22 protein-coding genes and 1 tRNA gene are annotated in these 24,635 nt (G+C 66.7%); 9 read left to right on the forward strand and 14 right to left on the reverse strand.

The genetic code is table 11. The features are described from left to right. Positions 1-45: 45 nt before the first annotated feature. The gene (ctrA, locus tag M673_RS14495; protein WP_019996509.1) at positions 46-741 is read left to right on the forward strand and encodes a response regulator transcription factor CtrA; all 696 of its coding nucleotides are present in this window, start codon (positions 46-48) and stop codon (positions 739-741) included. A 168-nt stretch (positions 742-909) separates the two neighbouring features. Here the strand turns inward: ctrA and M673_RS14500 are convergent, their stop codons facing one another. Together M673_RS14500 and chpT are read right to left on the reverse strand one after the other, a co-directional pair. Next, positions 910-1,281, reverse strand: a complete 372-nt coding sequence (locus M673_RS14500) for a response regulator (RefSeq protein WP_061976698.1) — start codon at positions 1,279-1,281, stop codon at positions 910-912. A 112-nt stretch (positions 1,282-1,393) separates the two neighbouring features. Next, positions 1,394-2,029, reverse strand: coding sequence for a histidine phosphotransferase ChpT (gene chpT / locus M673_RS14505; RefSeq protein WP_061976699.1), 636 nt, complete (start codon positions 2,027-2,029; stop codon positions 1,394-1,396). Positions 2,030-2,329: 300 nt separating this feature from the next. On the opposite strand from chpT, the gene M673_RS14510 reads away from it, so the two are divergent. After that, positions 2,330-2,923 (forward strand): DUF1134 domain-containing protein, encoded by a 594-nt coding sequence (locus M673_RS14510; protein ID WP_061976700.1) that lies wholly within the window; start codon positions 2,330-2,332, stop codon positions 2,921-2,923. Between the two features lie 205 nt (positions 2,924-3,128). Next, positions 3,129-4,226 carry a hypothetical protein gene (locus M673_RS14515; RefSeq protein ID WP_061976701.1) on the forward strand — a complete coding sequence of 366 codons (1,098 nt, stop codon included), beginning with the start codon at positions 3,129-3,131 and terminating at the stop codon, positions 4,224-4,226. Here the strand turns inward: M673_RS14515 and M673_RS14520 are convergent. Next, entirely contained in the window at positions 4,165-4,986 is an 822-nt protein-coding gene (locus tag M673_RS14520; RefSeq protein ID WP_061976702.1) for a TrmH family RNA methyltransferase, read from the reverse strand. The genes M673_RS14515 and M673_RS14520 overlap by 62 nt on opposite strands. Before the next feature lie 162 nt (positions 4,987-5,148). Here M673_RS14520 and M673_RS14525 point away from each other — a divergent pair, with 162 nt between their 5' ends. Then, positions 5,149-5,871 (forward strand): DUF2161 domain-containing phosphodiesterase, encoded by a 723-nt coding sequence (locus M673_RS14525; protein ID WP_244493238.1) that lies wholly within the window; start codon positions 5,149-5,151, stop codon positions 5,869-5,871. Continuing rightward, positions 5,868-6,401, forward strand: a complete 534-nt coding sequence (locus tag M673_RS14530; protein WP_061976703.1) for a metallophosphoesterase family protein — start codon at positions 5,868-5,870, stop codon at positions 6,399-6,401. The genes M673_RS14525 and M673_RS14530 overlap by 4 nt, the downstream gene beginning before the upstream one ends. Here M673_RS14530 and M673_RS14535 read toward each other — a convergent pair. The 4 genes from M673_RS14535 to M673_RS14550 all read right to left on the reverse strand — a co-directional run bounded on the left by M673_RS14535 (position 6,384) and on the right by M673_RS14550 (position 8,639). Further along, entirely contained in the window at positions 6,384-6,773 is a 390-nt protein-coding gene (locus M673_RS14535) for a response regulator (protein WP_061976704.1), read from the reverse strand. The genes M673_RS14530 and M673_RS14535 overlap by 18 nt on opposite strands. A gap of 182 nt (positions 6,774-6,955) precedes the next feature. Next, positions 6,956-7,483, reverse strand: coding sequence for a YbaN family protein (locus M673_RS14540; protein WP_306302821.1), 528 nt, complete (start codon positions 7,481-7,483; stop codon positions 6,956-6,958). Between the two features lie 665 nt (positions 7,484-8,148). Continuing rightward, a tRNA-Glu gene (locus M673_RS14545) sits at positions 8,149-8,223 on the reverse strand. A 50-nt stretch (positions 8,224-8,273) separates the two neighbouring features. After that, the gene (locus M673_RS14550) at positions 8,274-8,639 is read right to left on the reverse strand and encodes a hypothetical protein (RefSeq protein ID WP_061976705.1); all 366 of its coding nucleotides are present in this window, start codon (positions 8,637-8,639) and stop codon (positions 8,274-8,276) included. Here M673_RS14550 and M673_RS14555 point away from each other — a divergent pair. From M673_RS14555 to recQ, 3 genes are all read left to right on the forward strand, one after another. After that, complete coding sequence (locus tag M673_RS14555; protein ID WP_061976706.1) at positions 8,638-9,705, forward strand: RluA family pseudouridine synthase; 1,068 nt, start codon at positions 8,638-8,640, stop codon at positions 9,703-9,705. The genes M673_RS14550 and M673_RS14555 overlap by 2 nt on opposite strands. A gap of 239 nt (positions 9,706-9,944) precedes the next feature. Continuing rightward, positions 9,945-10,856 carry an RNA polymerase sigma factor RpoH gene (rpoH, locus tag M673_RS14560; protein ID WP_061976707.1) on the forward strand — a complete coding sequence of 304 codons (912 nt, stop codon included), beginning with the start codon at positions 9,945-9,947 and terminating at the stop codon, positions 10,854-10,856. A gap of 145 nt (positions 10,857-11,001) precedes the next feature. Then, positions 11,002-12,879 (forward strand): DNA helicase RecQ, encoded by a 1,878-nt coding sequence (gene recQ, locus M673_RS14565; protein ID WP_061976708.1) that lies wholly within the window; start codon positions 11,002-11,004, stop codon positions 12,877-12,879. A gap of 237 nt (positions 12,880-13,116) precedes the next feature. Here the strand turns inward: recQ and M673_RS14570 are convergent, their stop codons facing one another. After that, on the reverse strand, positions 13,117-15,132 hold the full coding sequence (locus M673_RS14570) for a hypothetical protein (RefSeq protein WP_061976709.1): 2,016 nt from the start codon (positions 15,130-15,132) through the stop codon (positions 13,117-13,119). A gap of 241 nt (positions 15,133-15,373) precedes the next feature. Then, positions 15,374-16,666, reverse strand: coding sequence for an adenylosuccinate synthase (locus tag M673_RS14575; protein ID WP_061976710.1), 1,293 nt, complete (start codon positions 16,664-16,666; stop codon positions 15,374-15,376). A gap of 311 nt (positions 16,667-16,977) precedes the next feature. On the opposite strand from M673_RS14575, the gene M673_RS14580 reads away from it, so the two are divergent. Then, a complete protein-coding gene (locus tag M673_RS14580; protein ID WP_061976711.1) occupies positions 16,978-17,901 on the forward strand; it encodes a DMT family transporter in 924 nt (307 codons plus the stop codon). 73 nt (positions 17,902-17,974) lie between these two features. Here the strand turns inward: M673_RS14580 and serA are convergent, their stop codons facing one another. The 5 genes from serA to glmM all read right to left on the reverse strand — a co-directional run bounded on the left by serA (position 17,975) and on the right by glmM (position 24,515). Next, positions 17,975-19,567, reverse strand: coding sequence for a phosphoglycerate dehydrogenase (gene serA, locus M673_RS14585; protein ID WP_061976712.1), 1,593 nt, complete (start codon positions 19,565-19,567; stop codon positions 17,975-17,977). Positions 19,568-19,770: 203 nt separating this feature from the next. Further along, a complete protein-coding gene (locus M673_RS14590; RefSeq protein WP_061976713.1) occupies positions 19,771-20,946 on the reverse strand; it encodes a phosphoserine transaminase in 1,176 nt (391 codons plus the stop codon). Between the two features lie 201 nt (positions 20,947-21,147). Then, positions 21,148-21,933, reverse strand: coding sequence for an outer membrane protein (locus tag M673_RS14595; protein WP_061976714.1), 786 nt, complete (start codon positions 21,931-21,933; stop codon positions 21,148-21,150). Between the two features lie 218 nt (positions 21,934-22,151). Continuing rightward, entirely contained in the window at positions 22,152-22,949 is a 798-nt protein-coding gene (locus M673_RS14600; RefSeq protein ID WP_061976715.1) for an outer membrane protein, read from the reverse strand. A 216-nt stretch (positions 22,950-23,165) separates the two neighbouring features. After that, positions 23,166-24,515, reverse strand: coding sequence for a phosphoglucosamine mutase (glmM, locus tag M673_RS14605; RefSeq protein ID WP_061976716.1), 1,350 nt, complete (start codon positions 24,513-24,515; stop codon positions 23,166-23,168). Positions 24,516-24,635 lie beyond the last annotated feature (120 nt).

The raw sequence follows: 24,635 nt of genomic DNA on the forward strand, positions 1-24,635 counted from the left end.
GTCGGTTTCAAGGCGATCGACTGGGCTGACGCAGAGGAATAGATGATGCGCGTTCTTTTGATCGAGGATGACAGCGCCGTCGCGCAAAGCATCGAACTCATGCTGAAGTCCGAAAGCTTCAACGTGTACACGACCGATCTGGGCGAAGAAGGTGTCGACCTCGGCAAGCTGTATGATTACGACATCATCCTGCTTGACCTGAACCTTCCCGATATGTCGGGTTACGAAGTCTTGCGGACACTGCGTCTTGCGAAAGTGAAGACGCCGATCCTCATCCTCTCCGGCATGGCCGGAATCGAGGACAAGGTTCGCGGCTTGGGCTTCGGCGCGGACGACTACATGACCAAGCCCTTCCACAAGGACGAGCTGGTGGCGCGTATTCACGCCATCGTGCGTCGCTCGAAGGGCCATGCCCAGTCGGTGATCGTGACCGGCGATCTGACCGTCAATCTCGACGCCAAGACGGTCGAGGTTAACGGGCAGCGCGTGCACCTCACGGGCAAGGAATATGCGATGCTGGAGCTTCTCTCGCTTCGCAAGGGCACCACGCTCACCAAGGAAATGTTCCTCAACCATCTTTATGGGGGCATGGACGAGCCGGAGCTGAAGATTATCGACGTCTTCATCTGCAAGCTGCGCAAGAAGCTGGCGACGGCGACCGACGGCAAGAACTACATCGAGACCGTCTGGGGTCGCGGCTACGTCCTGCGCGAGCCGGAAGCCGACACCCGCGCCGCCTGATCGAAGGCGACCGACACCGAACAAGCCCGTGCGCCGGACCTCCGGCCGCGGGCTTCTTCATGCCCGCAGATCAGACGATCGAAGGCGGCCGCAGGCGCTCGACCGCTCCACATGACAGCTCGGATGCGTCTGAGGAAAAGCGGGAGTGACCGCGACCCTCCCTCCCCTTCAGGCGGCGACGAGGAACGGCTCGACCCAGGCCGAAAGGCTGGCGCGGTCGAAGGGGCGGAACAGGAAGCCCGAGGCGCCGGCTCGCTTGGAGCGGGTCATCAGGCCCAGATTGGCTTCCACGAGGGACACGAGAATGGGTGCCGAGCCCACCGGGCCCGCCCGCAGCGTGCGCAAGGCCACGTCCACCGGCGTGTCCGGCATAGTCGCGGACAGGAGAACCAGGTCGAACCGGGTCTTCTTCATGCCCAGGATGGCCTCGGCCTCCCGCAGGCCGGACACGGCGACCGTCTCGATATCGAGGCCGGACAGAATCCGGTTGGCGACCTTCTGGACGATGTTGTTCTCGTCGATAACGAGGCAGGACGGCATGGCGCGAGGCTCCGGGCGGCGGTCATAAGCCAGACCCTACGCGCGGCGCCTTTTCGTTCGGTTGCCAAACGCGGCGAAGGAAGCGTTACCCCCTCCCCGCACTTTTGAGCGATCAGTCCCGCTCGACGGTGAGGATCGCGGTCTCGTCTTCCAGCGCGAGCGTGACCTTGGCCCCGCATTCCTGCGCCAGGAGCAGCGTGTAGTATTGCTGGACGCCATGCGCGTCGATCGGCTCGGCCAGGGTCTCGCCGGCCAGCAGCGCCCGAAAGGTCGCGGGAACGCGCAGCGGCTTGCCGCTCGCGGTCACGGTGATGCGAAGGCGCGGCTCCAGCTCCTCCACCTTCACCTCGACGCGCTTGCCGCGCGGCACGGAGGCATTGGCGATCAGAACGAGATTGAGAACCAGCTTGGCGATGTTCTTGGGTACATAGGCCCGCTGCCCGTCCCAGCTGAGTTCCGCCTTCTCGAAGGACATGAAGCCTTCGGCCACGGTTTTGGCATCGCCCATGTCGATCTGTGCGACGGTGGAGCCGGACGAGCCGTAGGCGATGCGGGCGAACTGGAGCTTGGCCACCGCGCTCTGCGTGGAACGCCGCACCAGGGCCATGGCCTCCGGATCGTTCGGCATTTCGTCGAGAAGCTCGAGACCGGCCTGCACCGCCCCCACAGGCGAGATGATGTCGTGGCACAGACGGCTGGCGAGAAGAGCGGCCAGATCCGGCGCGGACAAGTCGGGCAGGGTCGTCATCGAGGCTCCGTTCGTCCTGGTCGTTAAAATTGTCTGACTGCGCGCCTAACATGGACATCGCCGCCCCGCGAGGCCGGATCGCGCCCGGCGCCGATTTCGCGGGCGCGCGTGCGGTAAGAGCAACAGAATTCACGCCTCGCGCCGCGCCGCTTGGGCGGGGGAAACCGGGCCACCCGGCCAGCGTCGGCCGATCTCGCGGTTTTTGTTTCGCATCTTAGGATTTCGTCAACCATGGCGGACCTAGGCTTCGATTTCAAAAGCGCAGCCGCGCGCGCCCGCTCGTTCCCAAGGATACGATCCATGCAGCGCCTCCTTCGGCAGATCCGCCCCCTGTCGCTCGCCCTTCTCACGCTCGGAGCCGTTCTGGCGCCGCCGGCTCTCGCGCCCGCGAGCGCGCAGCAGCAGCAGTCCGGCGGCTACTCGATGCAGGAGATCGTGACCGAAGGGCACCGCTTCTTCGGCGCAACCTCGGGCGGCATCGCCACCGCTGTGGAGCGCGCCTTCCAGCAGCGCGGCCTGCCGAACGGATACATCCTAGGCGAAGAAGGCTCGGGCGCCTTTATCGGCGGCTTGCGCTTCGGCGAGGGCACGCTCTTCACCAAGAACGCCGGCGAGCACAAGGTCTATTGGCAGGGCCCCTCCGTTGGGCTTGACGCGGGTGGCGACGGCGCGCGCACCATGATGCTGGTCTACGACCTGCCCGCCGTGAGTGGCCTCTACGGCCGGTACGCCGGCGTGTCGGGTAGCGCCTATCTCGTGGGCGGCGTCGGCATGACCTTCCTTCAGCGCGACTCCGTCACGATCGTGCCGATCCGCACCGGCGTCGGCGCCCGGCTCGGCGTCAATATCGGCTATCTCAAGCTGACCCCCGCGCCGACCTGGAACCCGTTCTGACGCGGCGCTCGCGCGCCGCTACCCGAAGTCTGGATCGCGACCATATAGGCCGGAGACTGGGCGCGGCGCGCATCGAGGCTAGGCAGGTTGGCCGCCTCTGGCGTAGAAGCCGCGAGCCGGGTCCGGCCGCTTCGCGGCCGTCGGCATGGAGCGTCGGTCCCGTTCTCGCTGGGCCGCTTCCGCGCTTGGGAGCGCTGGGACTTTGATGATCGCGACGGCCCTTATCTTTCTTCTCGGCGCCCTCACCGCCACGTTGATCGCGCTTCTGTTCGTGCCGCTCGTCTGGCGGCGCGCGCAGCGCCTGGCCCGGCGCGCCTTCGATGCGACGATCCCCACCAGCGTCAACGAGATCCGCGCCGAGATGGACCTCGTGCGCGCCACCTCCGCCTTCTCGCTGCGGCGGGAAGAGCGCCGCAGCGCCGACCTGCGCGAGCAGGCAGCCCGCGAGCGCGGCGAGGCCGGGCGCGTGATCCTGGAAAACGGCCATCTCCTGGCGCGTCGCAAGGAGCTGGAAGAGACCTTGGCCGAGCGCGACCGGCGCATCGAGCAGATCGAGGAACGTCTCGGTGCCGTGGTGGCGGAACGGGACGAGCTGGTGCAGGCGCGCCAGGAGCTGCGCGGCCGGCTGCAGGCGCGAGCCGACGAACTCGAAGCGTTCACGCTGCGCCACCGGGCGCTGAAGGAGCGCGCCGAAGAGCAGCGCCAGCGCATCACGCTCGCCGACGGGCGGATCGCGCAGCTGGAAGACATGCTGCGATTGGCGCGCACCCCCGCGCCCAAGCCCGACGCCCGGGTGGCGGACACCGGCCGACCCAAGCCAGAAATCGCAATCACCCCCCCGCCCGTTCGCGCGGAGGGCACTGACCCGCGCCGGAGCGGCAACGAGCGCCTGCGCGCGGTGCTGAAAAGCCAGCCGGGAACGGGAGAGCCGGAGACGCCGGCTCCGGCGGACGGCAACGAGAATGCAGAAATCCGCGAGCGCATGAGCGACATCGCGGCAAGGGTCATCCAAAAGGAGATCGAGGCGGAAGGCGCGCAGTCGCCGCTGAGAGCCTTGATCGAAACGCCCGAGCCCCCGCGCCCGAACGGCGGACTTAGTCTCGCCCAGCGCGTGCGCGCCCTTTTGGCGGATGCGCCGACGCCGCCCGGCGACGGTCCGCAGACAGAGGCACCGACCGAAAGCGAGGCGGAGACGCCCGCGCCCGCCGCGCCGCCCATCCCCGCGAGCTCTGCCGAACGCCCTAGTCCGGGCGCAGCGAAAAGAAATGGTGGAGGGCGATCGCGGCCGAAGTCGCGACGTTGAGACTGTCGAGCCCGGGCGCCATGCCGATGCGTAGCGTCTGAACCTTCTCGAGAAGCGCGGGGTCGAGCCCTTCTCCTTCCGTCCCTAGGAACAGCGCGCGGGGCCGGTGTCCCGTCAGTGCGTGCAGCGCGATCTTGCCGGCGGGCGAGAGGAACAGGCAGTCGAAGCCGAGATGCGCCAAGCGCGAGTGGATGGCGGCTGGGGTCCCCATTCGCAGGAAGGGAACGGTCAGCACAGACCCGACCGAAACACGGATTGCCTTGCGATAAAGCGGATCGCAGGCCGCCCCGTCGAGCAGCACGGCGCCGACGCCGAACGCATCGGAATTGCGAAACAGAGCGCCCATATTGTCGTGGTTCGACAGGCCGCAAGCGACGAGAACGAGCCCGCCTTGATCCCTTATCTCGGTTAGCTGCCGATCCCATTCCGTTTCGCCGTCCGTCCCTTCCACCTTCTCGCCATAAGCGAGGACGCCGCGATGCACGGGAAAGCCGGCAATGGCGTCGAACACCTTTGCACCCGCGACATAGACCGGGACGTCCGGGCCGAAGGCGGCGAGCCGCGCTTCGAGCCCGGCCAGACGGTTTTCGAGGATCAGAAGCGAGCGGGCGCGGAAGGAGCGGGAACGGGCCAATTGGTCCAACACCACGCTGCCTTCCGCGATGAAGCCTTGGCGTCCGCGCAGATCCCGGTCGCGCACGTCGCGAAATGGTTCGATGCGCGGATCGGCCGGGTCGAGGATCACGATCGGATCGGTCATGAGGGCGCGTCCTGCGGAGTTGGAGACCGTTCATACCCTGGCGGCGGAAAGCCGGCGTGGAAGATTCTTGGTTCTGGCAAGGCGCCGACCTTCGAGGGGTGTGCTCCCGCGTCACTCCTAAAGCCGATGCGCCGGCTCGCCTTGTCCTGTATGGGAGGCGCCATGTCCACCGTCCCGACCCCAGCCGGCGAGACCGCGCTTTACCTGCCCGTCAAACGCTTTCTCGAAACGCTCGGCTTCGACGTGAAGGGCGAGATCGGTGCCTGCGATCTCCTGGCCCTGAAGGAGGGCAAGCCGGCCTTCGTGGTCGTGTGCGAACTCAAGTTGCAGTTCAACCTCGAACTCGTCCTGCAAGGCGTCGATCGCGCCCCGGCGGTGGACGAGGTCTGGCTCGCCGCGCGTCTCTCGGCGCGCGGCAAAGGCCGCGAGGGCGACCGGCGCTTTCGCGATCTGTGCCGTCGCCTCGGCTTCGGGCTGCTTGGCGTCGACGCCTCGGACGGGGTTCAGGTGCTCCTGTCGCCGGATTCGCCGAGCCCCCGCAAGAACCCCAAGCGCCGCTCGCAGCTCGTCTCCGAACACCGCCGTCGCGAGGGCGATCCGGCGGTGGGCGGTGGTTCGCGCCGCCCGATCATGACCGCCTATCGGCAGGAGGCGCTGCGCTGCGCCGCCGCGCTGGCCGCGGGCGCGAGTCGGCCGCGCGACCTGCGCCCCGCCTGCCCCCGCGCCTTGGCGATCCTGCGCCGCAATGTCTACGGCTGGTTCACCAATCCCGCGCGCGGCCTCTACGCGCTGACGCCCGCCGGCTTCGAGGCCCTGGAACGCTGGCCCCAGCCCAGCCCTGAGGCACGGAGCGAAGCCTCGGCCGAGGCGTTGAGCGAGCCATGATCTTCTTCACCGCCGACACGCATTTTGCCGATCCGCGCGTCCTGCGCCTGGACAAGCGCCCCTTCGCGACGCTGGCCGAGCACGACGCGGCCCTGACCGACGCCTGGAACGCGGCGGTGGGGCCGGAGGACGAGGTCTGGCATCTCGGGGATTTCGCGCGCGGCTCGCCGGCCCAGAAGACCGATCGTCTCGGCCAGCTCCATGGGCGAAAGCATCTGGTCGCCGGCAACAACGACGACGAGGCGACGCTTGCGCTGGAGGGCTGGAGCAGCGTTTCCCCCTACCGCGAGCTGAGGGTGGACGGCCGGGCACTGGTGCTGTGCCACTACGCCTTTCGCACCTGGAACGGCAGCGGCAAGGGCGCGCTCGACCTGCACGGCCATTCGCATGGCCGGCTGACGCCGATCCCGGGTCAGTACGATGTGGGGGTAGACGTGTTTCGTTTTCGGCCCGTCACGCTGGCCGACATTCTGGTCTCGAGGCGGCGGCGCAAAAGCGCCGAGGCGACGAGCTCAGAGACCCGCCTTTAGCGAGACCTCTCGCAGTGCCCGGACGATCGAAGCCGGAGGATAGGGCTTGGAAAAGAAGAGCCCGTGTTCCGGCAGGTCTTCCTTCGTCACCTTGATATGGCCGGAGGCGACGAAGATCGACACCGGCGGCCAGCGATCCCGCACCGCGCGGGCAAGCTTCAGCCCGTCCATCGAGCCCGGCATGTCGACATCGGTGAACAGCACGCGAATGTCGGGATGATTTTCCAGAAGGCGGATCGCCTCGTCCGCGTTCGACGCCGCATAGGCCTTGAACCCGGCGTCCTCGATCAGGTCCACCGCGTCCCATAGAAGAAGCGGCTCGTCTTCGACCACGAGAACGGCAAACTGGCTGGGATCGAAACACTGGGCCATGGTGGATGAATGTACGGACGCGGTTCTGGTTCAGATGGCGGGGAAGACAACGAGATTCGTGGTTAAGTTAGCGGCTTGGCGCTCGAAGGCTCCATGCGGCCTCCTTCCTAATCGTACTTTGGCCTGGAAACAATCGACCACCAGAGGATCGCGCAGGTCGGCGCAAGCCACCCGTTTCCCGCTCATGCCGAAGGCCGCGTCAGGAGATAGGTCGCGACGCAAAGCAGGATGATGCCGACCCCCAGCAGAACAAGATCAGGCGCTCCGCTATAAACGAGAAGCGCGAAGCTCGCGGACATGGACAGGACGGCCAGCGCCTTGGCCCGGCGCGGCACGGCCCGTCGCTCGCGCCAATTGACTAGGATCGGCCCGAATCGTGGATCGCGCTCCACGCGCGCCGCCCATTCCGGTGAACCGCGCCCGAAGGCCCAGACGGCAAGGAGCACGAAGGGCGTTGCCGGCAGGCCCGGCAGAACCACGCCGGCGATCGCAAGAGCGAGGAACAGAAAGCCCAAGGCTCGATACACCGCTCGCGCTGCGCGGCCGGGTGGCGGACGCCGCGTCGGGTCGGATGTCTCGAACCGGTCCGCGCCCTCGCCTCGCCCATCAAGCAGGACTGCCTCCCGCGCCATCCCCGCGCCCCTCCCGGCCAACGTGGTTCGCTCCGTAAGACGCAGGCTGCTTGGTTTTGAAAAGGGGCCGGCGAACATGGGCGTCGTCACGTTTCAGGCGGTCGAACATAGGGCAAAGACGCGCATCGCCCCCGTCTCGTTCCCAAGCGCATTTCGCAACCTCCGCCTCACCGCGACTTTTGGTCCCCCGCAACTTTCCGTGCCCCGTCTAAAAAGGAACGAGCCGGATGCCCAAATAGGGGGAGACGGCGCCTCGTGGCGGCGTTAACTTGTGATTCGCAGCGCCGTCCTCGCATCCGGACGGGCATTCGAAAAAGGACGCCGACATGGAGCTGATCCTTCTCGCCACCGCCACCGCGCTTCTCGGTGTGTCGGCCCTTGCGCATGCGGCGCGGCCCAAAGCCGTTCCCGTGAAGGTGGCTGCCAAGACGCACCAACGCTAAGACGCGGGCTCGCTGGAAACGCCGACCTCGGTCGGCTTCCTGCGTTCTGCTGTGATCCTCGGATCAGGCGGCACCGGCCGCCCGATCCGCTTCATCTCCACAGCGCCAAGTCCGACCGGCCGGGGCTTAGCACGTTGTGGTCCCCCGGCATGACGGCTGGCCGAATATCCCGCTCATCACGCGTCACCCTCACGCACGATTGGAAAATCGCGCAGAGCCATAGGGCGATGGGTATCGTCAACGCGAAAAAAGCGCGACTAAGACCGCGCTACATATCACATCAATTGTCAAGAAAACGACTGGTACGCCCAAGGGGAATCGAACCCCTGTTTGCGCCGTGAGAGGGCGCCGTCCTAACCGCTAGACGATGGGCGCGAACCAGTGATTGGGTGTATAGCCGCGCCGATCGGGGCTTGCAAGCGCTTTTATGGAGCGGATGGAATTTTCTCGTTTTGGCTGAAAACCAGCGGATAACGCGAAACGATGCGGCCGGAAGGACGGTCCACGAGCAGGATTTCCTCCGAATCGCCGATTGCGACCCGAAGCAGAATGGCGCCCTCGCCAAGGCTGGTTTCCAGAACGCGCGCGCCGGCCGGCAGTGTGATCGGCGCGCCGCCGTCGGCGATGGTGGAAACGGCCGGCCCGGCGCTGCGATAGACAACAGCGCTCAGAACCGCGATAAGGCCGACGAAAAGCACGGCGATCGACAGCGCCAGAAGCCGCACCATCTTGCGCCGGATCTTCTCGAAGGCCGGGTCCAGGGGGGGCTGCGCACCCGTCTCGTCGGTCATGTCGGTCCTGTTCGGAAAATTGGAGGTTCCCATTCCGGCTGTTGGTACAAGCGGATCGGAAGCGGGCGCAAGCCGCTTCCTCGTGTCCGAGGATGATGCCGGCAAGCGGCTCGACCAGTTTCTGACGCAGGCGCTGGAGGGCGATCTGTCGCGCTCGCGCATCCAGTCCCTGATCGAGGCGGGTCAAGTTCAGGTCGACGACGTCGCAGCCCTTTCCCCCAAGCGCAAGATGCAGCCGGGAGAAGCGGTGTCGATCGAGATGCCGGAGCCCGAGGCGCCCGATCCCGAGCCCGAGAACATCCCGCTCACCATTCTCTACGAGGATGCCGACCTCGTGGTTCTCGACAAACCGGCCGGCCTCGTCGTTCATCCCGGCCCTGGCAATTGGACGGGCACGCTGGTTCACGCGCTGCTCTTCCACTGCGGCGACACGCTGTCGGGCATCGGCGGCGTGCGCCGACCCGGCATAGTCCACCGGCTGGACAAGGACACGAGCGGCGTCATGGTGGTCGCCAAGAACGATCTGGCCCATCGCTCGCTCGCCGCGCAGTTCGCCGCCCATGGCGCGGACGGGCGCATGGAGCGCGCCTATCAGGCCGTGGTCTGGGGCATTCCCTCCCGCCCGATCGGCACGGTCGACGCCGCGCTCGGCCGTTCCAACTCCGACCGCACCAAGCGCACCGTGGTGCCGGCGGGCCGCGCCGACGCGCGCCATGCCATCACCCATTTCGAGGTGCTGGAGCGTTACGGCGAAGGCAATACCTCAGCCTCGCTGGTCGCCTGCGTGTTGGAAACGGGGCGCACGCATCAGATCCGCGTCCACATGGCCCATATCGGCCATCCGTTGATCGGCGACGAAACCTACGGCGCGCATTTCAAGACCAAGGCCAAGAAGCTGGGCTCGGCCGCCGAACTGGTCGCCGCCTTCCCGCGCCAGGCGCTTCACGCCTTCCGGCTCGTCTTCGAGCATCCGACGACGGGCGAGAGCATGGAGTTCGAAACCGAACTTCCCGACGATCTGGAGGAACTTGTCGAAGCGTTTCGGCATTTCACCCCCGACAGCTGATCGAGGCCGGCAAAGCGCCGACCTGGACGGACAGCGGATCGCCGCGAACTCGAACCGACCCGCTCCGCTCCGAGCGTCAACGCCAGGTGAACGATTTGTAATCGTCTTCGCCGCGAATTGGCCGTGCAATGCGGCTATCGCATCACCATATCGGGTTGGAGCGAGCTGCGCCTTTCGGGCAGTTCGGCAGGCGATCGGCTCGGGTCCGAGCGTTCGTCTCTGAGAAGGAGGGTTCCCATATGGCGAGAGCCAATCTTCCGAGCATTGCGTCGGGCGAAGGCGGTCTGGCGCGCTACCTCGACGAGATTCGTCGGTTTCCCATGCTGGAGCCGCAAGAAGAATACATGCTGGCCAAGCGTTACGCCGAACACGACGATCGTGGCGCGGCACATCGGTTGGTAACGAGCCATCTGCGCCTCGTGGCGAAGATCGCGATGGGCTATCGCGGCTATGGCCTGCCGATCGGCGAAGTCGTATCCGAAGGCAATGTTGGCCTGATGCAGGCGGTAAAGCGCTTCGATCCCGATCGCGGCTTCCGTCTGGCGACCTATGCGATGTGGTGGATCAAGGCCTCGATCCAGGAATACATCCTGCGGTCCTGGAGCCTCGTAAAGATGGGCACCACGGCCAACCAGAAGCGCCTGTTCTTCAACCTGCGCAAGATGAAGAGCCGCATCCAGGCCCTGGACGAAGGCGATCTGCGCCCCGATCAGGTGCACCAGATCGCCACACAGCTCGGCGTCAGCGAGGAGGAGGTCGTTTCGATGAACCGCCGCCTCTCCGGCGACGCCTCGCTCAACGCGCCCATCCGCGCGACCGAGGGCGAAAGCGGTGAGTGGCAGGATTGGCTGGTGGACCAGTCGGAGAACCAAGAAGACGTCTTGGTCGAGCAGGACGAGATGAATCAGCGGCGCGGCATGCTGCGCTCGGCCATGAACGTCCTGAACGACCGCGAGCGCCGCATCTTCGAGGCGCGGCGTCTGGCCGAGGACCCGATCACGCTGGAAGCTCTGTCCGGTGAGTTCGATATCAGTCGCGAGCGCGTGCGCCAGATCGAGGTGCGCGCCTTCGAGAAGGTGCAGAAGGCTGTGAAGGATACGGCCGAGGCCGCTCGGCGCCAGCTGCGCGTGGTGGCGGAAGCCACCGCCTGATCGCATCGCGCCATACTGATCCCAAGCCTCCGGCTCGCGCCGGGGGCTTTTTTATTGGGCTCCTCGGCTCCTCAATCGACCTTCCAGCGCTTGCGATCCGGGGACCGATCCCCGACATTCCGCTCGCGACATGCGGAGTTTTCCAATGCCTGATACCGGACGCGCCCCGGCGCGATCCAGCGCCACCGCCGCTCTCTTCTCCGGAGAAAGCGACCGCCCCAAGCCCCTCGACGTTCTGAAGACCGTGTTCGGCCACGCGAGCTTTCGGGGCCAGCAGGAAGCCGTGGTCGAGCAGATCGTCGCGGGCGGCGATGCGCTGGTTCTGTTTCCGACGGGCGCCGGCAAGTCGCTCTGCTATCAGGTTCCCGCGCTCTGCCGGCGCGGCACCGGCATCGTCGTCTCGCCTCTGATCGCGCTGATGCGCGATCAGGTGGAGGCGCTGCGCCAGGTCGGCGTGCGCGCGGCATCGCTGAACTCGGCCATGAGCGAGGACGAGCGAAGCGATGTCTGGCGCGAACTGACGGCGGGGCGGATCGATCTTCTCTATGTCACGCCGGAGCGGCTGACGTCGGAAGGGTTCCGCCGCAGCCTCGCCCGGCTCGACATCGCCCTTTTCGCCATCGACGAAGCACACTGCGTCAGCCAGTGGGGCCACGACTTCCGGCCGGAATACCGCGAGTTGGCGAGCTTGGCCGACGAGTTCCCCAACGTGCCGCGCGTCGCGCTCACGGCAACGGCGGACGCGGCAACGCGGGCCGACATCGCAGAGCGGCTGCGCCTGGAAGAAGCACCGGTCTTCGCCACGTCCTTCGACCGGCCGAACATCCGATACGCCATCGTCGAGCGCGACAACGCCCGCAAGCAGCTTCTCCAGTTCCTTCAGGGGCACAAGGGAAACAGTGGCATCGTCTATTGCCTGTCCCGCCGCAAGGTGGAGGAGACGGCGGAATGGCTGAACGCGCAGGGCATCTATGCCCTGCCCTACCATGCCGGCATGGATTCAGGGGTCAAGGCCAAGAATCAGGACGCTTTCCTGCGCGAGGAGAATCTCTGCCTCGTGGCGACGGTCGCCTTCGGCATGGGCATCGATAAGCCCGACGTGCGCTTCGTCGCCCATCTCGACCTGCCCTCCTCCGTCGAGGCCTATTACCAGGAGACCGGCCGCGCCGGACGCGACGGCCAGCCGGCCGAGGCCTGGATGGCTTACGGGTTGCAGGACGTGGTGCAACGACGCCGGATGATCGACGAGGGCGGGTCGGAAGACGCGATCAAGCGCGTCGAGCGCGGCAAGCTCGACGCCCTTCTCGGCATCTGCGAGACGCCGGACTGCCGGCGCGCCGCGATCCTGCGCCATTTCGGCGAGAGCTATGACGGGCGCTGCGGCAATTGCGACACCTGCCTTTCGCCGGTCGAGACCTGGGACGGGACCGACGCGGCCGTGAAGCTCATGGCGGCGGTTTATCGCACCGGCGAGCGCTTCGGCCTCGCCTATGTCATCGACGTGCTCACCGGCAAAGCCAACGACAAGGTGCGCCAGAACGGGCACGATACGATCGCCGTTTTCGGCCAGGGGCGCGATCTCGAAGCCAGGGCGTGGAACTCGGTGGCGCGCCAGTTGACCGCCGCGAGCCTGCTTCTGGTGGATCATCAATCCTTCGGCGCGCTCTATCTCGGCGAGGGCGCGCGCGCCGTGTTCAAGGGCGAGCGGCGCGTCGTTCTGCGCAAGGACCGCACCCGCAAGGCGACCGAGTTCCGCCGCTCCGCGCCGGTCACGGAGGGGCTAAGCCAGGAAAGCGCCTTCCTGTTCGAGGCGCTGCGCAAACTGCGCTCGCGCCTGTCACGCGAGCAGAGCCTGCCGGCCTACATGGTGTTTTCCGACGCGACCCTGCGCGCCATGGCCGAGCTTCGGCCGGGCACGCTGCGCCTGATGGGAAAGGTGCCGGGCGTCGGCGCCGCCAAGCTGGAGCGCTACGGCGAGATGTTCCTTGCTACCCTGCGCGAGGCGCAGGAGGAAATGCCTTAGACTGTTTGAAACCCGGATGGATCTGTCCGTCGGAGCTTTTCGGTGCCTTCGCGTGGACCACTTGCAATCCTCGCCAACGCCTCCCTCGCATCACGGAAATTCAGCGCTTCGCGAACAGATGAAAGATCACTCGGTGGTCGCCACCGCCGGGTTGTCGAAAAATCTCTCACGCCTAATGCCCAGCACGAAAAAGCCCGCCGATCGGCGGGCTTTTCTCTATGCGAGGATTTGCAGTCCTCAGGTCTTGGCGGCCCAGGCGTCCAGCGCTTCCTTGAAAACGCGGCTGCCCGGAATGCCCTTCTCGACCGACATGAGCGCACGCTGGCCGCTCGTGTAGGCCAGCGGAATGTCGATCCATTCCTCGCGGCCGAGCAGCGACAGGTTGGTGCGCATGGCCTGTTCGAGGTCGTTCAGCGCGATAATGAAGAACCCGTCCGAGATCTTGCCGGAAATGCCGATCAGGGGCTCGCCGCGCGCCTGCTCCGTTGGCTTCAGCGCAAGACGCTGGACATTCTCGATCCCGCCGCCCGGCGCGCCGTTGGGCGTGTCGAACATGATCTCGATCACGTGGCTGGCCGGCAGCGTCTCGTCGGCGTTGCGACGGATCGTCATCGTCATCTTCATGCCGGTAGACGGGATTTCCGCCACGCCCCGGATCGCGGGCTCGGGCGGCTGCCCCTCGGCGGGCGCTTCGCGCACCACGCTCCAGACCACGTTGCCGTCTTGCTGCGTGCCTTCGCGATCGGCCGAGCGCTCCTCGTAGAAGACCGCACGCTGTCCGACCGCGATCGGCGCCTGCGCCGGAGGCGTGGCCGCGGCTGGGGGCGTGGTGGCCTCCGGCGTGGCGGGCGTGGTGGCGGCAGGCGTGTCACGAGACTGGGCGGGCGCCGGGTTCACTTCGGCGGCGACGACATTGGTGCCCTCTTCGAAGGCGTTGCCGGCATTGACGCCGGGTCCTTCGTCCACTTCGCTGCCGTCCGCCTGAAGGCGCTGCGTGAACTGGCGCGGACGAACGCCGCCGGCGGCCGGCGTCGCTGCGCCCGGCGCGGTGTCGGTCACCTGCCCCTGCGGCGCGGCGGCGGTCGCGGGCGTCTGGTCACTCGGCACGGCTGTCGGCGGCTCACCCTGATCGGTCGTGCCCGGCGAGGTGGTGGCGACCTGAGTCGAGCCGCCGCCCGTCACGAGCGAGCGGATGTCGTCGAGATAGAACCAGCCGGCCGCGCCCAGGGCGACGATCGCCACGGCCGCGACGCCGAGGCCGAGACGCGAGCGATCCTTGGATCGCGCGCGGCGCGCGGGATAACGCGGCGCGGCAAGATCCGGCTCGGGAATGCCGGCAAACGAGCCCGGGTTCGCCGGCTCGCGCGCGGACGTGCGCTGCGAGATCGTGGCGGGGCGAAGCTGGCGGTTGCCGATCGGATCGGTTGGCGCTTCGGCGGGACCGACCTCGCCGACACGCGGCGCGTCGTCGCCCGCCGCGCCCTGAGTGGCGGACGGCGCGGCACCCGGCGGCAGGGGCCGGCGCTCCGGCACGAAACCATGCTCCGGCGCGGTCACGGGTCCACGGCTCGGCACGGCGGGACGGTCCAGCGTGGGCTCGCCCGGACGCACCACGCCCCCCTGCTCGTTTGTGGAGACGCGCGGGAAAGCGGGCGTCGCGGGTGGGCGGGTGGTCGGCGTCGCGCGCGGAAAGGCGGGCTGCGGCGCGCGCTCGGTCTGGCCGGAGACAGCGGGCGCCTGCGGCTCGTCCAACCGCACGGGCGCGGACCAACCATCGCTCGGCTCGCTTGGCGCGGCGGACTCGCCAGGGACGGCCGGCGTCTGGCGCAGGAGCGAACGCGGCGAAACAGTACCGGGTTCGAAGGTGCGGGGCGGGATCGGCGGAGGCGGCGTCCAGGCGTCCGGCTCGGGGAGTTGCGCCGGGGGCGGTGCAGGGCGGGCGGCCTCTCGCGGCGGCTCGGCGGGCGCAGCCTCTTCGATCTGGCTCGGTGCGAACGTGTCCGGCTCAGCCTGAACGGGTTCGGGCTCGGCGGGTTCGGGCGGCGGCGCGTAATGCGCCTCGGTCTCGCGGATCGCGTCTTCCAGCACGCGGTAGCGCGCCTCGACGACATGGTCGTCCAAAGGCGGATTGGCGGCCTCGATCTGCCGCGTGATCGCCGCCCGCGCCTTTTCGTAGACCTTCGCGCGCAGTTGCGGCGAGGCATTGGGCAATCCGTCGATCGTCTTACGGAGAACGGCGGTCAGGTTCGCCATGGATGGCTGCACTCGCTAAGCTATATGGCTCCGCGTCGCGCGAACCATCGAGGGAAACGTCGCGGATCGGGAGCCGATCCGCCCCCGAATGCCGGGCCATGGCCCACACTCTCGCGCCCCGAAGCGGCCGGCCTCGGTCGATGCTCCGCAGGGGAGCCGACCGAGGGAACCGCCGGGGCGCCGTGCCCGACTGCTTCACCCGAACCGTCAGACGGCGCGGAGACCTTGAATCAACCCTTCCTTAATCCTGAAACGGATCGCGGACAAGGATCGTGTCGTCGCGTTCGGGCGAGGTCGAAAGAAGCGTGACGGGCGCGCCGACCAGCTCCTCGATCTGGCGCACATACTTCACCGCTTGCGCGGGAAGATCGCCCCAGGAACGGGCGCCAGCCGTGGTGCCCTTCCAGCCTTCGAAGCTCTCGTAGATCGGCACGACGCGGCGTTGCGCGCCGAGGCTTGCCGGGAAATAGTCGATCCGCTCGCCATCCAGCTCGTAGCCGACGCAGATGCGGATTTCGTCCATTCCGTCGAGCACGTCGAGCTTGGTGAGCGCTAAGCCATGAATGCCGTTGATGGCCACGGCCTGGCGCACGAGCACCGCGTCGAACCAGCCGCAGCGCCGCTTGCGCCCGGTCACCGTGCCGAACTCGTGACCCTTGGTGCCCAGGAACTCGCCGACTTCGTTGTCCTGCTCGGTCGGGAACGGGCCTTCGCCGACGCGCGTCGTATAGGCCTTGGTGATGCCAAGCACGAAACCGGCCGCCGAGGGGCCGAGGCCCGAACCCGCCGCCGCCTGACCCGCCACCGTGTTGGACGAGGTGACATAGGGATAGGTGCCGTGGTCGATGTCGAGCAGCGTGCCCTGCGCGCCTTCGAACAGGATGCGGTCGCCCGCCTTGCGGCGTTCGTCCAGAAGGCGCCAGACCCGGTCGATATAGGGCGTGATCTCGGCGGCCACCGAGGTCAGCTCCTCGAGGATGGCTTCAGCGGAGACCTCCGGCTGGCCGAGGCCCCGGCGCAGCGGGTTGTGGTGGGCGAGGAGCCGCTCGATGCGCTCGGGAAGCACGTCGAGCTCGGCCAGATCCATGATGCGCAGCGCGCGGCGGCCGACCTTGTCCTCGTAGGCCGGGCCGATGCCGCGCCCCGTCGTGCCGATCTTGGTGCCGGCGGCGGCCGCTTCGCGCGCCGCGTCCAGCTCGCGGTGCAGCGAGAGGATCAGCGCGGCGTTGTCGGCGATGCGCAGCGTCTCGGGGCCGATCTTGACGCCCTGCGCCTCGATCCGCTTCTTCTCGGCGACGAAAGCATGCGGGTCGAAGACCACGCCGTTGCCGATCACCGAAAGCTTGCCGGAGCGCACGACGCCGGACGGCAGGAGCGAGAGCTTGTAGGAGACGCCGTCCACCACCAGCGTGTGACCGGCATTGTGGCCGCCCTGGAAGCGCACGACCACATCGGCGCGCTCCGAAAGCCAGTCCACGATCTTGCCTTTTCCCTCGTCGCCCCACTGCGACCCGACGACGACGACGTTTGCCATGAATGCTCCTTGGCAGCCCGAAGGCCCGTTTCGCGCAAGTCCCGCCACGGGGCCGGGACGCGCCAAAACACGCGGACCCGCGAAAGGTCCGACGCAAAATTCGGCCGGACTATAATGAAGCCCCGCCCGACATGCGAGGGTGGAGGCGGGATATTTCCCGCTGGAACCAGCGGGATCTGTGGAGGACGAAGCGGCCCGGGTGCGTCCGGCTTTCGTCAGGCCGACTTGCCTTTCGCGGCGGGCGGAAACGGGTCTAAGAGAGACCGGCGCCGCTCCTTCGATCGCCGTCCCGTCGCAATGAAAGACCTTCCATGCTCTCCCGCCTTGGCCACCCCTATGTCCTTCTCGGACTGACCGCCCTGATCTGGGGCGCCAACGCGGTGGCCGGCAAGCTCGCGGTCGGCCATGTCTCGCCCATGCTGATGACCTTCCTGCGCTGGGCGATGGCGGTGTTGGTGCTCCTGCCGTTCGTGCGGCCCCATCTCAAGCGGGACCGGGAGGCCTTGCGCGGGCGCTGGGGCTACTTTCTGCTGATCGGCTTTCTCGGCTTCACCGCATTCAACTCGCTCTTCTATCTCGCGCTTTCCTACACGACCGCGATCCACGCGATGATCGTGCAGTCCTCCATGCCGCTCGTGGTCTTCGTCGGCATGTTCGCGATCTTCCGCGCCCGCACCACGGCGCTCCAGCTCGTGGGCTTCGGCCTGACCCTGGTTGGCGTATTGCTCACCGCCGCGCATGGCGCGCTCTCCACTCTCCTGCATCTGGAGGTGAACGAGGGCGACGCGCTGATGGTCGTCGCCGTCTTCTGCTTCGGCGCCTACACCATTCTTCTGTCGCGCAAGCCCAAGGTCCACTGGATCAGCTCCATCTTCCTGATCTCGCTCGCGGCCGCCCTCACCTCCGCGCCGATCGCTCTGGCCGAGGCGGCGCTCGGCCATGCGCAGTGGCCGGACGCACAGGGCTGGGCGGTTCTGGTCTTTTCCGTTCTCCTCCCGTCGATCGCCTCGCAGAGCCTCTACATTCGCGGCATCGAGATGATCGGCGCGAACCGGGCCAATCTCTTCGTCAATCTCGTGCCGATCTTCGGCACGCTGCTGGCGGTCGCGGTGCTTGGGGAACCGCTCTTTGCCTATCACGTCGTCTCGCTGACGCTGGTTCTGGGCGGCATCATGCTGGCCGAGTTCGGCAAGCGGAACCAGCGCGTCGCCACCCGCCCCAAGCCAGCGGGCTGAAGGGCGCATAGCAAAAAGGGCAGAGCGGTTTCCCGCCCTGCCCTCTCATGGCTCGCGCCGATCCTTCGAGGGATCAGACGTCGAAGGTCAGCATCTTGGCCTGGCCGATGGCGTTGAGGCCACGGATCTCGTTCAGGAATTCCTCGCTCAAGGGACCGTCGAGATAGATCACGGCGATGGCGTTGCCGCCCTGCTCGTCGCGGCCGAGATGGAAGTTGGCGATGTTGATGCCGGCCCGGCCGAAGGCCGTGCCGAGCTCGCCGATCACGCCCGGAACGTCCTTGTTCGCGGTGTAGAGCATGTAGCGGCCGACATCGGCCTCCATGTTGATGCCCTTGATCTGGATGAAGCGCGGCTTGCCATCGGAGAAGGTCGTGCCCGCCACCGAGCGGGTCTGCTTCTTGGTCTTCACCGTGACCATGATGTAGCCGTCGAACACGCCGGTCTTGTCGCGGCGCACTTCGGAGACGGCAATGCCGCGCTCCTTGGCCATGAGCGGGGCCGAGACCATGTTGACGGTCTGGACCTGCGCCTTCAGAAGACCGGCGATCGCCGCCGCCGACAGGGCGCGTGTGTTCATCGTGCCCGGCGCGCCGTCATAGACGATCTCGATCCCGTCGATCGCCTCTTCGGTGAGTTGGCCGGCGAAGGAGCCGAGGATCTCGGCGAGCTTCACGTAGGGCGTCAGGATCGGCGCTTCCTCGGCCGTGATGGACGGCATGTTGAGCGCGTTCGACACGGCGCCGTTCACGAGATAGTCGGCCATCTGCTCGGCCACCTGCAGGGCGACATTCTCCTGCGCTTCCGTGGTGGAGGCGCCGAGATGCGGCGTGCAGACCACGTTGTCGAGCCCGAAGAGCGGGCTATCGGTCGCCGGCTCGACCTCGAACACGTCGATGCCCGCGCCCGCCACATGGCCGGCCTTGATCGCGTCCGCCAGGTCCTTCTCGACGATCAGGCCGCCGCGCGCGCAGTTGATGATGCGCACGCCCTTCTTCATCGTCGCGATCGCCTTCGCGTCGATGATGTTGCGCGTCTTGTCGGTCAGCGGCGTGTGCAGGGTGATGAAGTCGGCGCGCTTGAAGAGATCCTCCAGCTCGACCTTCTCGATGCCCATGTCGCGCGCCCGCTCTTCCGAAAGGAACGGGTCGAAGCCGATGACCTTCATCTTCAGCCCGACGCCGCGCGAGGCGACGATGGAGCCGATATTGCCGCAGCCGATGACGCCCAGCACCTTGCCGGTGATCTCGACGCCCATGAAGCGGTTCTTCTCCCACTTGCCGGCCTGGGTGGAGGTGTCGGCGGCGGGCAACTGACGGGCGGTCGCGAACATCATGGCGACGGCGTGCTCGGCCGTGGTGATGGAATTGCCGAAGGGCGTGTTCATCACGATGATGCCCTTCCGGCTGGCGGCCGGAATGTCGACATTGTCGACGCCGATGCCGGCGCGGCCGATGACCTTCAGCTTGCCCGCCGCGTCGATGATCTTTTCCGTGACCTTGGTCGCGGAGCGGATGGCGAGGCCGTCATACTGGCCGATGACTTCAAGCAGCTTGTCCTTGTCCTTGCCGAGATCGGGCAGGTAGTCGACCTCGACGCCGCGATCCTTGAATATCTGAACGGCGGTGGGGGACAGCTTGTCGGAAACGAGAACGCGGGGTGCCATGGGAATGGTCCTTGGGTGCGGATCGGGTGCGGATCGCGCCGGCCGAACGCGGCAACGGGCGAAGCGAAAAACGAGAAACCGGAGAAGAGAATGCGAGCCGGGGGCGGACGGCGCGTCGCGCGCCGTCAGCTTCGAGGCGCCGGGCTCATGGCCGGGCGCCCGGTCCCTTCACCTCGGAAGGGGCCGTCCAGGGTTGGACGAGGTCAGGCGGCCTGAGCCAGCGTCGCCTTCTGGGTCTCGTAGGCGTAGGCGAGCCAGGGCATGAGCGCTTCGACATCCGCCGTCTCGACGGTCGCGCCGGTCCAGATGCGGAGGCCGGCGGGCGCATCGCGATAGGCACCGATGTCGAGGGCGACGCCCTCCTTCTCCAGAAGCGAGGCGACGCCCTTGGCGAAGGCGTCCTGCGCGTCCTTCGGTAGGGCCGTCAGCGCCGGATCGGTGAACTGCAGGCAAACCGAGGTATTTGAGCGGATCTCGGCCGACTTGGCGAGGAAGCCGAGCCAGCTGTTGGCCTCAACGAAACGCTCGATCACCGCGAGATTGGCGTTGGCGCGGGCCTTCAGCCCTTCCAGACCGCCGACCGACTTGCCCCACTGGAGCGCGTCCAGATAATCCTCGACGCAGAGCATGGAGGGCGTGTTGATCGTCTCGCCCTTGAAGATGCCCTCGATCAGCTTGCCGCCCGAGGTCAGGCGGAAGATTTTCGGCAGCGGCCACGCCGGCTTGTAGGTGGTCAGGCGCTCCACCGCGCGGGGGCTGAGGATCAGCATGCCGTGGGCCGCCTCGCCGCCCATGACTTTCTGCCAGGAGAAGGTGACGACGTCGAGCTTGTCCCAGGGGAGGTCCTGCGCGAAGGCGGCCGAGGTCGCGTCGCAGATCGTCAGACCCTGGCGGTCGGCCGGAATCTTGTCGCCGTTCGGCACGCGCACACCGGAGGTCGTGCCGTTCCAAGTGAAGACGACGTCATGGTCGAAATCGATCTCTGCGAAATCCACGATCTCGCCATAGCCGGCTTCGAGGACGCGGGCGTCAGTCAGCTTCAGCTGCTTCACCGCGTCGGTCACCCAGCCGGAGCCGAAGCTTTCCCAGGCGACCATGTCGACCGGGCGGGCGCCCAGCAGCGACCACATGGCCATCTCGACGGCGCCCGTATCGGAGGCCGGAACGATGCCGATGCGGTAGTCCGCAGGGACCTGAAGAATGTCGCGGGTGTCCTCGATGGCCTGTGCCAGCTTGGTCTTGCCGAGCTTGGCGCGGTGCGAGCGGCCGAGAGCGGCGTCGCTCAGGGCTTCCAGCGTCCAACCGGGACGCTTGGCGCAGGGGCCAGAGGAAAAGCGGGGGTTTGCCGGACGCGTGGTCGGCTTGGTGGCGTCAGCCATGTAGCTATCCTCACAGATAGAAGCGCCTCGTTGGGGAGGCGTGTCCCACGGACGGGGATAGGGACAGTTCGTCGCGCAGTCAAGTGACATCGTGATGAAGGCGGCGCGCCCGCGAGGAGCCGACGACCCGAGGTTTGAACGCGAAAAAGGGCGGGTTTCCCCGCCCCTGCCCGATCCTGAAAACTCGGAGATACGCCCGGCCTACCAGAGGCTGTAGCGCAGGCCGGCGGAGATCGTGTGCCGGTCGAACCCGTCGTCAGAGCCGATGCCGGTCTGGCCGGGCAGGCCGACCGTCGCGCCGGCCAGCTTATAGTTGTCGCCGCTCTCGACGTTGAGATAGCGGTAGCCGATGTCCAGCGCGAGGTTCTTGGTGAGGTCGTAGGCGACGCCGGCGGAGAGCGACCAGGCGAAGCGCCACGAATCCTCGCCCTTGGTCGGGGCGGTCGAACAGTAGAGCGCGGAGCAGAACTCCAGGCTCGGCTTGTCGTAGCTGAGATGCACCGCGCCCACGCCGCCGCCGACATAGGGCGTGAAGCCCGCGAGCGTGCCGAGATCGACATAGGCATTGGCCATCACGTCCCACATCGCGGCGTCGCCGCGATCGCGGACCGTGCAGCCAACGCCGCAGAAGATCGACGAATCGGTCCGCGCGTTGAAGTCGGGCTGAGAGTAGCGCGCGGTCACATCGGCGCGCAGCATGTCGGTGAAGCGATAGCCGATGCCGCCGCCCCCGCCGAACGTCTCGTCCAGGCTGGCATCGCGATAGGGCTCGGTGGTGGCGCCGAAGGGGGTGCGCAGCGTGCGCGAACCTTCCAGGTCGGAACTGAAGTCGTAGGTGGCGTCGCCGCGCAGATACCAGCCGGTGCCGATCTCGACGGGCACGAGTTCGGGGGCCTCGCGGTAGATCGGCCCCATGTCGGCGGCAGACGCCATGGTAGGCAGGGAAAGGGCCGCAGCCCCCAAAAAGAGAAGGGTCTTGAAGGTCATCGCGATCGGCCTCGAAACGGTAAAAGCCACGAAAGCGGATCGCAGATGCCGCCTTCCTCGCATTAACCATGCCGCAGGATGATTAACGCAGGGTTAACCCTGTTTCTTAACCCTGAGCCCTCGTTAGGCTTAACGCGAAAAGGCCGCCCTTCCCGGAGGAAGAGCGGCCATGGATGCGTGCAACTATCCCGGGCCCGAGCGGGCCGCGGGGACGGCGCTTAGAAGAAGGAGTAGCGCAGACCGGCCCGAACGGCGTGGATATCGAAGCCGTTGTCGCGGCCCTGAATGCCGGAGGCGCCGGCGGCGCGGTCCTGCGCGTCGAAGGCGAAGGCCTTGCCTTCATAGACGTGCGTCCAGCGATAGCCGACGTCGAGCGCCAGCGAGTGGGTCAGGTCGATGCTCGCGCCGGCCATGAGCGAGTTGGCAAAACGCCAGCTGTCCTCGCCCTCGTGGACGCCGAGATAGTTGTTGGGATCGCCGCAGGTGGTCGAGCAGATCTCGTTGCGCATGTCGCCGTAGCTGACATTGGCGAAGCCGATGCCGGCGCCGAAATAGGGGGTGATCGGGCCGAAATAGGGCAGATCGACATAGGCGTTGGCCATGACGGTCCAGAGATCGGCCTTCGAGCTGTCGTTGAACCGGCAGCCGCTACCGCCGGAATAGGGGCAGTCGCTGCGGCCCTTGACGTCGAAATCGTAGTAATCGATGGCAAGATCGGTGCGGAAGTGCTCGGCCCAGCGGTAGCCGACGCCGGCGCCCAGGCTGTAGCTGTCCTTCAGCTCGATCGAGGAATAGCGGAACTCGTCGCCGTAATTGCCGCTATAGGCGTCGAAATACCGGAACGAGCCGTCCGTCTCCGAGGAGAAGACATAGCCCGCGTCGGCGCGGATGTACCAACCGCTATAGTCGGCCGGCGTTTCCTCGACCACCGGGATCGGCTCGATGATGTCGGCCGCCTTGGCCGCGATGGGAAAGAGAGAGGCGCCCGCCAGAACGGCAACGACAAGCCGATTCATATCAAAGATCTCCAGACTTCGAACAGTCAGCGGCTTGGGTTCCGCGATCGATCGAAATCTAAAGATTAATGCTTAATCCAAAGTTACCTTCCCCAACGCAATGGCCAAATCCGTTGCCTATCCGCAACAGTCGATCCTTTGCGAGCGTCGTTTTGCGAAAGCGACGCCCTCGTACGTTGACGATAGGGCTTCCGTTTCACCCAACAAAGAAGGGACTCAGGCGGCCGCGCGGCGCAGCACATCGCAGATGTCATCCACCACGTCGGCCACGAGACGGGCGTCGTCTCCCTCGGCCATCACGCGGATCAGCGGTTCGGTGCCGGAGGGGCGGATCACGAGGCGGCCGGTGTCGCCCAGCCGCTCGCGCCCGAGATTGATGACGTCCTGCACCTTCGGAAGTTCCAGCGGCGTGCCGCCGCCGAAGCGCACGTTCTTGAGGATCTGCGGCACGGGCTCGAACTTGCGGCAGACATCCGAGACGGTGCCGCCCGCCTTGCGCACCACGGCCAAAACCTGCAGAGCGGACACGAGCCCGTCCCCGGTCGTGCCGAAATCGGACAGGACGATATGCCCGCTTTGTTCGCCGCCGACATTGTAGCCATGCTCGCGCATGTGCTCCACGACGTAGCGATCGCCGACCTTGGTGCGGGCGAGCTGGATCTGCCGGTCGTTGAAGAAGCGCTCCAAGCCGAGATTGGACATGATCGTGGCGACCACGCCGCCGGCCGCCAGACGCCCGTCCTCGGACCAGGCCTCGCCGATCACCGCCATGATCTGGTCGCCATCCACGATCTCGCCGCGCTCGTCGATGATGAGCACCCGGTCGGCGTCGCCGTCCAGCGCGATGCCGATATCGGCGCGCACTTCGCGCACCTTGGCGCGCAGGGCATCCGGGCTGGTGGAGCCGCAGTTGAGATTGATATTGGTGCCGTTCGGCTCGACGCCGAGCTTCACCACTTCGGCGCCGAGCTCCCACAGCACGTCCGGCGCCACGCGATAGGCCGCGCCATTGGCGCAGTCGATGGCGACCCTCACGCCATCCAGCGACAGGTCGCGTGGCAGCGTGCGCTTGGCAAATTCCGCATATCGATCGCGCCCGCCATCATCATAGCGCTTGGCGCGGCCGAGCTGGTCGCCGAAGGCGAGGCGCGAGGTCAGGTCCTCATCGATCAGGCGATTGATCTCGGTCTCCAACTCGTCGGACAGCTTGTAGCCGTCGGGGCCGAAGAGCTTGATGCCATTGTCCTCGAACGGATTGTGCGAGGCCGAGATCATCACGCCGATATCGGCGCGCATGGAGCGCGTCAACATGGCGACCGCCGGGGTCGGCATGGGGCCAAGCATCAGCACATCGACGCCCACAGCCGTGAAACCAGCGCAAAGGGCCGGCTCCAGCATATAGCCGGACAGGCGCGTATCTTTCCCGATCACGACGCGGTGGCGGTAGTTCCCGCGCTTGAAGGCAAGGCCCGCCGCCATGCCGACCTTCATCGCGATCTCGGGTGTCATCGGATGGCGGTTGGCCCGACCTCGAATGCCGTCCGTCCCGAAATAGGATTTCGCCATGGTGATCCCCTCGATCTCTGTTTCGTCGGGCCTGCGGATGGGTCGGCCGGGAGGCTTCGAACGCCTCAGCCAGGCCGCCTGCCGAATGCCTCGCGCCGGTAGACCAGTTTCATCGCCACG

Origin of the sequence: Aureimonas sp. AU20 (assembly GCF_001442755.1) — a bacterium.
Lineage (GTDB): Bacteria > Pseudomonadota > Alphaproteobacteria > Rhizobiales > Rhizobiaceae > Aureimonas.